Genomic DNA, 12590 nt, shown 5'->3' with positions numbered 1-12590 from the left:
GCCTACTGGCTGAGCTTGTCCTGGAGGGCGGGCCAGCGCTTGCCCACCTCATAGAGGAAGCGCTCGGGATTGGCGGCGAAGGCGTCGCGATTGGCTTCCCGGCTGAACAGATAGAGCCGCTGCGCCGCGATCGCGAAGAAGCGGGGGTTACCGGCGATGATGACGCCGCGGGCGATATCGACCGGATCGTAGCCGCCGAACTGCGGCCCGTAGACCTCGGGATGGGCGAGGAAAGACGCCCGGTTGCCCTCGTTCCGAAAGCGCCAGACGGCGCCCCACAGGTTCGCCTCGAACTCGGCCGTCCCCTGCACGGCCGTGCCAGCGACGAAATAGGCCACGGGGTCGAAGCCCTCGATCGCCACGCCACTGAAACGGTTGACGACGATCCGCTCGGTGGTGGCCGCCTGCGCCGGCAACCCCGCGCAGAGGATCCAAATGCCCGACAGCATGCAGACCAGAAGGCCGATCAAGGCAATTCCGGGGCGCAAAGGGCTGGCTTCCTGCCGTTGTGCCGTCATAGTTGCTGCGGATAACATCCGAGTCGAGGGGACATCCGGCGCAACCTAGAGCCGCGCCTGTTGGCGCCAGGTTAAGGAAGCGACCGGATTCGATACCAGGGGTTCTTTTATGACTTTCGCATCACGCCTTGCCGCAGTCGCGCTTGCCGCGATGGTCGGGTGGATCAGTCCGGCTTCCGCCCAGCAGCCGCCGCCGCCCGACTTGCCGCCGCCGCAGCGGACCCAGACGCCCAGCACCTATGGGCCGGACGAACTCGTGAACGCCGGGCATCGCTTCTTCGGCAACGTCTCGCGCGGTCTCGCCTCGATCATCGAGAAGGCGGTCAGCCAATGGGGCCTGCCCAACGGCTATATCCTCGGTGAGGAAGGGTCCGGCGCTTTCGTCGCCGGCCTGCGCTACGGCGAAGGCACGCTCTACACCAAGAACGCCGGTGACCTCAGGGTCTACTGGCAGGGTCCCTCGCTCGGCTTCGACTGGGGTGGCGACGGCGCGCGCACCATGACGCTGGTCTATAATCTGCCCGCCACCAACGCGATCTACCAGCGCTTCGCCGGCCTCGACGGCTCGGCCTACATCATCGGCGGCTTCGGCATGACGGCGCTCACCGCCAACAACATCGTGCTGGTGCCGATCCGCTCGGGCCTCGGCCTGCGGCTGGGAGCCAATATCGGCTATTTGAAATTCACCCCGCGCGCGACCTGGAACCCGTTCTAGCGTTCCGCTTTCCCCTCCGGCGACGGATCAAGGTTAACGACATGTCGGGGCTGGCTTTTTGCCGGCCCCGCATGCAATGTCCTTGGTAAATTTTTCCTTAGCTTTGGGAGTTCTGGCCCATGGTCGAACCGATCATGTACCTGGCGATCGGTTTCCTGCTCTCGATGCTGTGCGGGCTCGCGATCGTGCCGCTGGTGCATAACCGCGCCGTGCGCCTGACCACGCGCCGGCTCGAGGCCGCCACGCCGTTGTCGATGGCCGAGATCCAGGCCGACAAGGACCAGCTCCGCGCCGAGTTCGCCATGTCGGCGCGACGGCTGGAGATGAGCGTCGACCAGCTCAAGAACAAGACCACGAGCCAGCTCGCCGAGCTCGGCAAGAAGAGCGACGCCATCAACCGCATGAAGATCGAGCTCGGCGAGAAGAACGCCACGATCTTCGCGCTCGAAGCGCGCGAGAAGGCGGTGAAGGAGCAGCTCCGCGCCACGGAAGAGGAATTCAACACCAAGACCGCAGCCCTGCGCGCCGCCGAGCTCGCGCTGACCGACAAGCAGGGCGAGCTCGCAAAGATCAATTCCGAACTGTCCGACCGCTCGATGATGGCGGAGAGCCGTCAGGTCGAGCTGGTCGCGGTCCGTGCGCAGATCGAGGAGCTGAAGCACCGCGTCGGCGACGCCGAAAAGGAATTTGCCGCGACACAGGCGCGGCTGGCGCAGGAGCGCACCGAGTCCGAGACCGCTTCGCGCGAGCTCGGCGACGCCCGCGGCCGCGTCGAGAATCTGAGCCAGCGCGTCACCGACCTCGATCGCCAACTCATCGTGCAGGTGAAAGAGGCCGAGATGTTGTCGGGCCGCGTCGGCGATCTCGAGGGACGCCTTGCCACGCAGGGCAAGCTGCTCGCCGAACGCGACTATGAGAACAACCAGCTCCGCCAGGCCAACGAGGCCAATGAGCGCATCATCAAGGAGCTGCGCGTTGAGATCGCGGCGTTGAGCGGCGGCAAGTCCTCGGCCGCAATGGAATCGATCCGCGCGGAAAAGACCGCGCTCGAGGAGCAGCTGCACACCGCCCGCGACGAGCGCGCCAAGCTCCAGCGCGACATCAACGCGATCCAGCAACAGGCCGAGAGCTCCTGGGCGACCGAGCGGATGGAGAACGCGCTGCTGCGCGAACGCATCAACGACATCGCAGCCGAGGTGGCCAAGCTCGCGATGCAGCTCGAAGGGCCGAACTCGCCGATCGAGGCCCTGCTCGCGGCGGAGGCCGGCCAGCCGCCGAGGCCGGCGCCACGCCCGGCCAACGACGCCCCTGCCAACGGCACCGCCGCAGGCACCCTGCCCGAAGGCGGCGGAACACTGGCCGAACGCATCCGCGCGCTCCAGGCCCACGCCTCCCGCGCCCGCCAGCAGGGCGCGTAAGCGGCCCCAAGATGGTCTGACCGCCGAATTGCGGGTCCGGGGGAAGGTTTTCCGGCCCGGCAGCGCCTCGAAACTTGACACCTTCGGCCTGCACTTCTAAATCGCGGGCTCCAAAGCATCGGCGGCCGAAACTCGGGTCGCCTGCATGATGGTTTCGGGTGCATAGCTCAGCGGGAGAGCGTTCCCTTCACACGGGAGAGGTCCAAGGTTCGATCCCTTGTGCGCCCACCATTCACCTTCCTGAACCATAATTTGCTGCGGAAGATAACCGACGCTCGGCGGCTGTCTTCACCCGTCCAAATCAAAAACAGCGAAAACAACCCCATGCACAGTAGCCGACCTCAGTCGGATCAATGAGTTACGGGATTGCGACTTTTCCGAAATAGAATTTGACTCGTCGGGCAAAACACCGGCATGATGGCATCATCGCGGGGACCTGAAGCGCGATCGCATCAAGCTTCACGCAACCCGCGCCGGTCGCCAGGCTGCGTACAAACCGACCAGGGTGCCGATAATAACCAGCGCTGCGGCCAGCAGCAGCTGCAATTCTCCATCGTCCGTGGTGCCTACGGACGACACAAGTCTGGTCACCACGACGAACAGAATGCCCACGGAGGCTGCTGCACCCACGCCGAGATAGGCGAGCTCGCGCGTCAGCTTGCGGCCGAGGAGTCCGAGTGCCGTGAAATACATCGCGCAGGCGTTAGGATGAACGAACAGCGCAATGCGCGCGTAAGGACCGTAGGCGTCGAGGAGGGACTCACACCGGTTCAGTGCCGCCTTTGAGGCAACTCGCTGCAACAGCGGTCTGAAAAAACGAGCCTGTCCGTAACTCAGGACGGCGCCCAGGATGATGGCCAGCCATGCCACGATGAAAACGGAGACGTCCGCGGGCTTCGGATTGAGCGCCACGGACATCAAGATGAGAGCGGTTCCGGGGAAATAGCCAAAATACGGGAAGACCGCCTCCAGCAGCACGCAGACGAATATGAAAGCCGGAAACCACGCCGAACCGGTCGCATCCTGGACGATGGCGTTCAGGTCGAAGAGGTTTGTCCTGTACAGGACGAGGTACATGCACATGGCCAACCCGGCCAGCGCGTAAAACGGCAATGCTCCCGATAGAAACCGCCTCATCCAGCTATCGCGCCTTGTTGCGCGGACACAGCGGAAACCATCGATAAACGCCCCCTACCCAATCGACAAAATCTCGATCTCCTGCGCACCGGACCCCACGACATCCCCGACCGCCTTCCCCATCAACGACTTCGCCACCGGTGCCACGAATGAGATCGTGCCGGCCTTGGGATCGGCTTCGTCCTCGCCGACGATGCGATAGGTTTGCACGCGGCCATCGGCGCGGCTGAAGGTCACCGTGCTGCCGAAGGCGACGACATCGGTCGAGGCCGGGGCGGGAATGACCTGCGCCGTGCGCAGCCGTTCGGTGAGATAGCGGGCGTCACGCAAGGGCACCGCCGACTGCCGGCGCTTTTCGTTGACGTCCTCGATGGCTTGCGCGGCTTCATAGGCCTCGCGCGCGTCCTGAAGCTGCTTTTGCAATGCCTGCAAGCCTGCTTCCGTCACGAGGTTTGGATGCGGCGAGATCGGCCGATCCGGCAACAGCGTCTCGGCGGCGGTTTCCGCGCTCTCTTCCTTGGTAAAGGCAACGCTCAAGTCGAAAATCCTGTCGAACTGTTCGGGCTCACGGCCCGCGCCTTCGCGCCGCAAGCAATCGCGGCGGGCAGAAGCTGGCGATCATCCCGGATCATATCTCAAGTACGACGAAACGGCGCAGCTTGAAAACGATGTCCGGCATGGCCTGCCGGAACCGCGTGGCATCCCGGAACGTGGTCGAGAACGGCGCGAAGGTGATCATCGCGTTCCAGTGCCTGTAGCCGTAGACCGTGACGGAGGCGCCGGTCGCCGGAAAATTCTCGAGCTTGCGCAACTCACCCAGGACGAGATCGGCGATCGCTTCAGCAGGCAGCAACTGCTTGCCATCAGGTGTCGTGGCGATCTTCGCTGGCGGCTCGACTGGCTTCGCGGGGGCCAGCGCCGCATCGGGCGCGTTCTCGGAATTTGTTTCGGGCTTGCCCTCGAGGTTGGCCGGCGGCGTATCGGCGGCGGGCGGCTCGACCAGCTCAAATCCGTTCGTCGGCGCGGTCGGCGGCGGAACCTCGATGAGCGGCGGCGGCGCAATGCTTTCTGCGGCGCGCCTGTTGCCTCCCAGGATGCTGCTGATCATGGCCACGAGGCCAGCATCCTTCACGTCGTCACTCATTACTCCCCCCAGGCTTCGACCTACTCTAGCACCGCTCGCGCGGACCGCCACTGGGGATGTATGGCCGGATTCCGTCCGGCCAAGATCCTATTTCACGTGATGGCATTGGCGGGGCGATGCCCGATCACGCCGCGCTGCCGTGCGATCCGTCACTGCTTATCGAACGGAATGTATTGTTGGTATTGCTTCGGCACCGAGCTGCGGTAGCGCGCGGGCACCGTGCCGCTGTCGACCGAGTGATCGATCTCCTGCTGCCGCGTCATCTTCTTCTTCGCCGGCTTCTTCGACGCACTCTTCTTGGAGTCGGTCGGCTGGCTGGAGGTGTCGTTGGTTGCGCCCGGCGCTGCCGGCGTCGCTGCCGGCGCGGCGGTTGTCGCCGCAGGCGCCGCGGTTCCGGCGGCGGCTGGTGCGCCCTGCGCCAACGCGAGCGGTGTCTGCATGAGAAGCGCCAGCGCTGCTGTCGCAGCCAGCAAGTATGATTTCTGCATTAGAACCTCCAAAATACCTGATCCGAATAAGGCAAGCGTATTTCTGCGGGATCGACGCGTGCAAGTCCGTTCACGATGGGCTCGAACCCCATGGTGAACTGTGGCCGAGATCACATTGCCGGCAGCAGGCTGCGTCATGATGCGCCTTGTCGCGAACGCAAAGCATTCTGGCGACACCAATACAGGCATGACTGCGCAACAGACGAGCCAGGCTCGCTGACATTCCCACCCACTCGCTCTCGAAGGAGACTGACATGCGTCGCACGATCCTCACTCTCGCATCGCTCGCGGCCCTGCTCGCCGTAGCATCCCCGGCAGCCCAGGCACATCCTGCGAACGATCGATATTGCATCCAGGGCCGCTCGTGGGGCTATCCCGGCAATTGCCAGTTCGCCAGCTATCAGCAGTGCCTCGCTACCGCCTCCGGCACGTCGTCCTATTGCGGCATCAACCCGCGCTACGCGTTCTCGCAGCAGCGCGACTACTGACGAATTGGCGGCGTGCGCGTATGACGCGCGCGCCGCCACAATTTTTGCGTGAAGACGACCCGCTTCGCCGACGTGCCGGCGAATTGAAACTGTGCGAAGCCGCTTGCGTCCGTCGATGACGAGAATGTTATCCGTCATCAGCACCGAGAAATTCACGATGCGCAGCCGTGGCTTGCGGGCCAAGGCGCACCTTCCGAAAATTTCGATACCGGGCAATTGTGATCCATCTCGCTCGTGGCAGGCGTGATCGCGCCTAGGCTGCAAACTCCAGCGCGAGAAACCTTAGCCCGATCTTTCCATTCGACTTTTCAGGAAGGTGTTTCAATGAGCAGCCGCCACGCAATTGTTCCGCGCGGTCTGAACGCAACGCGTTCGCCGCTTTCGCAAGGCCGCTTCGGCCGCATGTTCCGCAAGCTCGCACCGGCCAAATTCGGCCCGAACGATTCCAACACGATCGCAAACCTGTCGGCGCTCGCCGACAAGATGGTCGCCGGCTTCGACGGGCCGAAGGACGGACCGGACGCGGAAGAGAGCGGCATTCCCTCGCTCTACACTTATTTCGGCCAGTTCATCGACCACGACATCACCTTCGATCCGGTCAGCTCGCTGACCAAGCAGCAGGACCCCGACGGTCTCGTCGATTTCCGCACGCCGTCGCTCGACATGGACAATGTCTACGGCCGCGGTCCGAACGACCAGCCCTACATGTATGACGGCATCAAGTTCCGCCTCGGCGAAAAGGTCACCGGCGCGGGCGTGCCCGATGCGGTCGATTTGCCGCGCTTCAAGGGCCGCGCGCTGATCGGCGACCCCGCAACGACGAGAACAGCATCGTCTCGCAATTCCAGGCCTTGATGCTGCGCTTTCACAACCGCATGGTCGACGACAATGACAGCCTGTCGTTCGAAGACGTGCAGCAGCGCGTTCGATTCCACTATCAGTATGTGGTGCTGAACGACTTCCTGCCGCGCATCGTCCACGCCAGCGTGCTGGACCAGCTGAAGACCGCGGGTCACTACGATCGCAGCAAGCTCGCTTACTACCATTGGAAGACCTATCCGTTCATGCCGGTCGAGTTCTCGGTCGCGGCCTACCGGCTCGGGCACTCCATGATCCGCCCTGGATACCGGCTGAACGACGCGGCCAACATGCTGCTGCAGATCTTCCCCGATCCCAACAATCCCGACCACAACGCACTGACCGGCTTCCGCGCCATGGGACCGGGACGCGCCATGGACTGGGGCCGCTTCATCGATCTCGACACGCGCCCCTACGGGGTCGAGGACGTCGACACCAATCCCGACAACAAGAGGCGGCTGCAGTTTGCCTATCGCATCGATGCCTCGCTGGTGGACCCGCTGCGCAAGCTGCCGCCGGAAGTCGCGTCCAATCCGGCGTCGCTGGCGCTGCGCAATCTCGAGCGCAGCTGGCGGCTCGGACTGCCGTCGGGCCAGGCCGTCGCCAGGGCGATGAACCTGACGCCGCTGAGCGACGACGAGATCATCATCGGCAAGGCCGTCGACGAGCCCGGGACGGGCGATCCGCAAGTCAAGATCGCGAGCATCGCGAACGGCGCGTTCGCCGGCAACTGTCCGCTGTGGGCTTACATCCTGGCCGAGGCGCGGCAAAACATGACCGACGTGCCAATCTCCGCGACTGGTGGGCCCGCCACGGTCAAGACACCGCAGCTCGGACCGGTGGGCGGTCGCATCGTCGCCGAAGTCTTCCTCGGCATGATGTTCGGAGATAATTCCTCCGTGCTGTCGCTCGACCCGCAATGGACGCCGGTGACCGGCTCCAGCTTCGCGCTGAAGGACCTCGTCGCCTACGCGCTCGGCCAGGGCGATCCGCTGCATTGAGGGGATGACGGTCGATGATGCAAGGCCGCTCGTCGTGCGAGCGGCCTTGTGACCCACTCGCCTCGACGCGCGGGCGGATGGATCCTGGCAGGCGTGCTTCCCTAACGCAAATCCGTCCGCTTCCTGTTGACTCGCATCGCGAATGGAGAAATCCTTCAACAACGCAATTGCCATTGCCGATCTCAGCAGTACGAACTTCGGCGCCCTCGGTTTTATCGGCGCCATCTGACCAGATTTATTCTGAACAGAAACGGAGGGGCCGATGCGCGCGCTCGCCTTGAGAACCGTCTCTCTTCTCGCCCTCGCTACCTTAGGCTCGATTTCCGGCACGCCCGCCGCACGCGCGGAAGACGGGGCCGATGAGCAATTTGGCAAGGTGCACTTCCAGACTTCCTGCAACGAGGTGGCGCAGCGCCGCTTTGATCGCGGGATGCGTTATCAGCACTCGTTCTGGTACCGGCCCGCAAAGGAAATTTTCGAGGAGACGCTGCAGGCCGATCCGGAATGCGCGATCGCCTATTGGGGCATTGCGCTGAGCCTGCTGTACAATCCGCATTTTGCCGCGCCGAAGGAAAACCTCACCGGAGGGCTCGCCGCGCTGCAGAAGGCGAAGGCACTCGGCGCCAAGAGCGAACGCGAACGCGACTATATCGATGCGCTGCTGGCCTTCTATTCGGGCGACGAAAAGACGACGTTTGGACAGCGTGCGCAGGCCTATCTCAGGGCAACCGAAGCCGTCGCCGCGCGCTATCCCGATGATGACGAGGCGCAGATCGCCTACGCCATTACGCTGAACGTCACGGCGTCACCAAACGACAAGTCCTATGCCAACCAGCTCAAGGGCGCCGCTATCCTGGAGCCGATCTTCAAGCGCCAGCCGCGGCATCCCGGCGTCGCACATTACCTGATCCATCTCTATGACTATCCGGCGATCGCAGAGCAAGGACTCGACGCTGCTAAGCGTTATTCCGAGATCGCGCCGGCGGCACCGCACGCCTTGCATATGCCGTCGCACATCTTCACGCGCGTCGGCTACTGGAACGAATCCATCGACGCCAATAGCCGTTCCGCGAAGGCTGCCAAGGAGGGCAAAGACCCCAGCGAGCAGCTGCATGCCGACGATTATATGGTCTACGCGCTGCTCCAGCTTGCGCAGGACAGCCGAGCCAGCGAGGTCATCGCGGACATGATTGCGACCACTGGCTATGTGCCGGCTGTCCGCGCCGGTCCCTACGCGATAGCAGCCAGCCAAGCGCGCTATATGGTCGAGCGCGGTGATTGGCAGGGCGCCGCCGCGCTGAAGGTCGAGCCGAGCCGGTTTGCCTATGTCGATGCGATCACCTATTTCGCCCGCGCCCTTGGCGCCGCGCGCTCCGGCAATGCAGACGCGGCAACGGCGGACATCGCCAAGCTGGCGGAGTTGCGGGACAAGCTGCAGCAGGACAAGGACGCCTATTGGGCCGAAATCGTGGACATTCAGCGGCAGGTCGCTACAGCCTGGCAGCTCAACGCCCTGGGGAAGCAGGCGGATGCGTTGGAAGCGATGCGCCTTGCCGCCGATGCCGAAGACAAGACCGAAAAATCCATCGTGACGCCGGGTCCACTTGCCCCCGCACGCGAGCTTTACGGGACCATGCTGCTCGAACGCGGCATGGCGACGGAGGCATTGGTCGCGTTCGAAAGCACCATGCGCAAGGAGCCGAACCGATTTGGCGCGACGATCGGCGCCGCTCACGCGGCCGAGAAAGCGGGGGATCCTGTGAAGGCCCGCCAGTACTACGCGAAAGTCGTCGAAACCGCGAGAAATGGCGACTCATCGCGAGAGGACCTCGCGGCCGCACGAAAGTTGATGGCTCAGAATTAGCAAAGATGTCGCGGCAACTTCCATGCGCCTGACAAGCAAGCTCGTTGCAACCAGCGCAGCCATCGCACTGTTCTGCTCAGCCACAGCGCTCTGGATATTGCGATCCGGTGAACCGGCACGCGCAACAGCGACCTCCGGCGAGGTTCGCCCAGTGTGGACGGAAATCGACTGGCCTTTCGGTGCGGATCCCTGGGGGAAAGGAAAAGCGTTCCGCTGCAAGGCCGCGGATTGCGGCGGCGAAGTCCAGCTCTACGTTCGCGCCAAGCTCGGCTTTTGCAATTGCGCCACCGGCATTGCCGATGACGGCGACCTCGAGCAGATGGGCGACCTGGCGCTGATTGGGAAGGCAACGCCGACGGCCGCCGGCCGAGAGATCCTTGTCGGTCCAATGCGCGGCCGCAGCCGGGCATATCGCGTCGAGGGGAACGCCAAGGCCGCGCTCTCACTCGCCTTCAATCAACGCTGCGACATGGTGGCCGCGACGGCTTTGCTCGCACCGGGCGCCACCGCGTCGCTCGAGCCGGCGGTGCTGGCGTTCCTCAATAGCGACCGCATGCTGAAATGGGCCGAGATCGCGCTTGGGCTATGACTCAAGGGAATAGCTGAATTAAAGGCGACAATTCGGCACACGCCTTAACGCGCCATCCCGAGGCCGACCTCCTCCAGCCGCGTGGCGAACCAGCGCGACAGCGGCTGATCGAGGACGCCGCTGACATAGACTTCCGAGATCGTCACGTTGTCCTTGTCCAGCACCAGCAGCACGCCGATCCAAAAGGCGAACCAGACATGCGCATCGGTCAACGCCATCAGCTTGTGCTGGTCGTGGTCGAGCGCGGTGTGATTGCTGGCCTTGCGGATCTCCATGGTGAGCAAATTGTTCGGGATCTCGCGCTGATGCACCACGACGTCAGGGTAGATCGACTTGCCCAGATGATCGTCGGTCGAGATGATGGTGCCGTGCGGCAGATGCAGCGTACGCTCGCCTAGCCGGTCGTAGTTGCAATCGACCGACCAGCCGCAGAACTGCTTCTCCAGATGCACGGCGAAGCGGTGCGTGATGGCACGCTCGCCGATGTCCTTCTCGAACAGGAATGTTTCGTGTGCGTAGAAGTCCCGGAGTGCCGCGATCACCTTGTTCAGCTCGGTCTGCATCTTGCCCCCGGCCCTCGGCGCTCCTGATGCGGTGCCCTACATCTGGACTTCGATCAGCCGCGGTCCGGGCTCGGCGACGGCCTCGGCCAGCGCCTTGTTGAACTCGTCCGCGTTGGTGACGGCGCGGCCGGGCACGCCCATGCCCTTGGCCAGTGCCACGAAATCCAGCGTCGGCCGGTCGAGCCGCAGCATGTCGTTGGCGCGCTGTCCGGGCTCGCCGGCGCCGACATTGTCGAACTCGCCGCGCAGGATCTGGTAGATGCGGTTGGCGAACACGATGGTGACGATGTTGAGGTTTTCTCTCGCCTGCGTCCACAGCGACTGGATCGTGTACATCGCGCTGCCGTCGCCGACCATGCAGATCACCTTGCGGTCCGGGCAGGCGATCGCGGCACCGATCGAGAGCGGCGTCGAGAAGCCGATCGAGCCGCCCATGTTCTGGAGCCAGTCGTGCGGAGCAGCCGCCGCTGTCGGCGGGAAGAAGGCGCGGCCGGTGGTGAGGGATTCGTCGACCAGGATCGCGTTCTCCGGAATCGCATAGGCGATCGATTGCGCGATCGAGGCGTGGGTCAGTGCGCCGGTCGGCTTGAGCAGCTCAGCCGCGGCCTGCGGCTTGACGTCCTTCGCGCTGGCCTTCACCGCGCCGGCGAGCGCTTCCAGTGCAGCGACCGAATTCTCCCCCCAGGAGGTCATGCGATGCACCTCGCAGCCCTCGGGCTTGAGGATGCTCGGCTTGTTCGGATAGGCAAAGAACGCCACGGGATCGTCGGACTCGACCAGCACGATATGGCGGAACCTGGCCAGCATCTGCAGCGCGTTGTCGATCACGTAATGGATGCGGTCGATCGAGAAGCGGCCGCGGCCGCGCGCCATCCTGGGACGGAAGGTCGGGCCCATCACGGTGCAACCGGTCTTGGCGGCGATGCGCTCGGCCAGCGCCAGGCCCTGCTCGCTCAGCGCACTGCCGGTCATCAGCAGCAGCGTGCCCTCGCCGTCGCCGTGCAGGATCTTTGCGGCCTGCTCGACCGCCTGCGGCGAATAGCTCGCGCGCTGCTGCTCGGCCGGAACCTCGGCGATGCCGTCCGCTTCGTTCCAGGCGGTGTCGGCGGGCAGGATCAGGGTCGCGATCTGCGGCGGCGCGCTCTTGGCGGCGGCGATCGCCGCGGCACCGTCGGCGGCGACCGATTTGGAGTCCGGCGAAGTGCGGACCCAGGACGACATCGGCCGGGCCAGGCCCTCGATGTCGGAGGTCAGCGGCGCGTTGTAGTCGATGTGGTAGACGGCGTGCTGGCCGACGATGTTGACGATGCCGGAATTCGCCTTCTTGGCGTTGTGCAGATTGGCAAGGCCGTTGGCAAGACCGGGGCCGAGATGCAGCAGCGTCGAGGCCGGCGTGCCCTTCATGCGGAAATAGCCGTCGGCGGCGCCGGTCACCACGCCTTCGAACAGGCCGAGCACGCAACGCATGCCGGGCACGCGGTCGAGCGCTGCGACAAAATGCATCTCGGAGGTGCCGGGGTTGGAGAAGCAGACGTCGACCCCGCCCTTGACCATCGTCCGCACCAGACTTTCCGCACCGTTCATCCGTCAGCTCCCGCAACCGGCAATGTTCCAACAATCCATCCGATCAATCATTGTTCGCTCGTCTCGTCAAAGCAATAGCCGGCGTCGCCGCCCTGCCCCGCGCGGCGATGCGCTGGTTTGGCTAATACTTTCCGGCAAATTGGCGCGGTTGCCGGTTTGGTAACGCCAACCGTTAAGGATGCCCCGTCTCACGAGGCCGTGGCTTGCGGAAAGCCCGCAAATA

12 protein-coding genes, 1 tRNA gene and 1 pseudogene are annotated in these 12590 nt (G+C 64.1%); 7 read left to right on the top strand and 7 right to left on the bottom strand.

Going from position 1 to position 12590, the window contains the following annotated elements:
• Positions 1 to 2: 2 nt before the first annotated feature.
• A complete protein-coding gene (locus IVB19_RS06995; RefSeq protein ID WP_026233560.1) occupies positions 3 to 488 on the bottom strand; it encodes a YHS domain-containing (seleno)protein in 486 nt (161 codons plus the stop codon).
• A 139-nt stretch (positions 489 to 627) separates the two neighbouring features.
• On the opposite strand from IVB19_RS06995, the gene IVB19_RS06990 reads away from it, so the two are divergent.
• The 3 genes from IVB19_RS06990 to IVB19_RS06980 all read left to right on the top strand — a co-directional run bounded on the left by IVB19_RS06990 (position 628) and on the right by IVB19_RS06980 (position 2882).
• Entirely contained in the window at positions 628 to 1233 is a 606-nt protein-coding gene (locus IVB19_RS06990; RefSeq protein ID WP_018458350.1) for a DUF1134 domain-containing protein, read from the top strand.
• A gap of 119 nt (positions 1234 to 1352) precedes the next feature.
• Positions 1353 to 2651, top strand: coding sequence for a coiled-coil domain-containing protein (locus tag IVB19_RS06985; RefSeq protein WP_247337937.1), 1299 nt, complete (start codon positions 1353 to 1355; stop codon positions 2649 to 2651).
• Positions 2652 to 2807: 156 nt separating this feature from the next.
• A tRNA-Val gene (locus IVB19_RS06980) sits at positions 2808 to 2882 on the top strand.
• A 228-nt stretch (positions 2883 to 3110) separates the two neighbouring features.
• Here IVB19_RS06980 and IVB19_RS06975 read toward each other — a convergent pair.
• The 4 genes from IVB19_RS06975 to IVB19_RS06960 form a co-directional block, all read right to left on the bottom strand.
• Complete coding sequence (locus tag IVB19_RS06975; protein WP_247296109.1) at positions 3111 to 3788, bottom strand: SNARE-associated domain-containing protein; 678 nt, start codon at positions 3786 to 3788, stop codon at positions 3111 to 3113.
• A gap of 54 nt (positions 3789 to 3842) precedes the next feature.
• The gene (greA, locus tag IVB19_RS06970) at positions 3843 to 4325 is read right to left on the bottom strand and encodes a transcription elongation factor GreA (protein WP_026232577.1); all 483 of its coding nucleotides are present in this window, start codon (positions 4323 to 4325) and stop codon (positions 3843 to 3845) included.
• 91 nt (positions 4326 to 4416) lie between these two features.
• Positions 4417 to 4932 (bottom strand): ribosomal eL19 family protein, encoded by a 516-nt coding sequence (locus tag IVB19_RS06965; RefSeq protein WP_018453702.1) that lies wholly within the window; start codon positions 4930 to 4932, stop codon positions 4417 to 4419.
• Positions 4933 to 5081: 149 nt separating this feature from the next.
• Complete coding sequence (locus IVB19_RS06960; protein WP_018453701.1) at positions 5082 to 5420, bottom strand: hypothetical protein; 339 nt, start codon at positions 5418 to 5420, stop codon at positions 5082 to 5084.
• A gap of 254 nt (positions 5421 to 5674) precedes the next feature.
• On the opposite strand from IVB19_RS06960, the gene IVB19_RS06955 reads away from it, so the two are divergent.
• From IVB19_RS06955 to IVB19_RS06935, 4 genes and pseudogenes are all read left to right on the top strand, one after another.
• Positions 5675 to 5908 carry a DUF3551 domain-containing protein gene (locus tag IVB19_RS06955; RefSeq protein WP_007596464.1) on the top strand — a complete coding sequence of 78 codons (234 nt, stop codon included), beginning with the start codon at positions 5675 to 5677 and terminating at the stop codon, positions 5906 to 5908.
• A 324-nt stretch (positions 5909 to 6232) separates the two neighbouring features.
• A pseudogene (locus IVB19_RS06945) lies at positions 6233 to 7767 on the top strand (peroxidase family protein).
• Positions 7768 to 8029: 262 nt separating this feature from the next.
• Positions 8030 to 9631, top strand: a complete 1602-nt coding sequence (locus tag IVB19_RS06940; RefSeq protein ID WP_018453700.1) for a tetratricopeptide repeat protein — start codon at positions 8030 to 8032, stop codon at positions 9629 to 9631.
• A gap of 22 nt (positions 9632 to 9653) precedes the next feature.
• Positions 9654 to 10220 carry a hypothetical protein gene (locus tag IVB19_RS06935; RefSeq protein ID WP_247296111.1) on the top strand — a complete coding sequence of 189 codons (567 nt, stop codon included), beginning with the start codon at positions 9654 to 9656 and terminating at the stop codon, positions 10218 to 10220.
• A 44-nt stretch (positions 10221 to 10264) separates the two neighbouring features.
• Here IVB19_RS06935 and IVB19_RS06930 read toward each other — a convergent pair whose 3' ends face one another.
• Positions 10265 to 10783, bottom strand: coding sequence for a hypothetical protein (locus tag IVB19_RS06930; RefSeq protein WP_018453698.1), 519 nt, complete (start codon positions 10781 to 10783; stop codon positions 10265 to 10267).
• A 36-nt stretch (positions 10784 to 10819) separates the two neighbouring features.
• Positions 10820 to 12367 (bottom strand): acetolactate synthase large subunit, encoded by a 1548-nt coding sequence (locus tag IVB19_RS06925; protein ID WP_085349553.1) that lies wholly within the window; start codon positions 12365 to 12367, stop codon positions 10820 to 10822.
• Positions 12368 to 12590: the final 223 nt, after the last annotated feature.

Source organism: Bradyrhizobium sp. 187 (genome assembly GCF_023101005.1).
Classification (GTDB): Bacteria; Pseudomonadota; Alphaproteobacteria; order Rhizobiales; family Xanthobacteraceae; genus Bradyrhizobium; species Bradyrhizobium canariense_D.
Note: the sequence above shows the minus strand (reverse complement) of the source record. Positions and strands in the feature narration are given on the sequence as shown.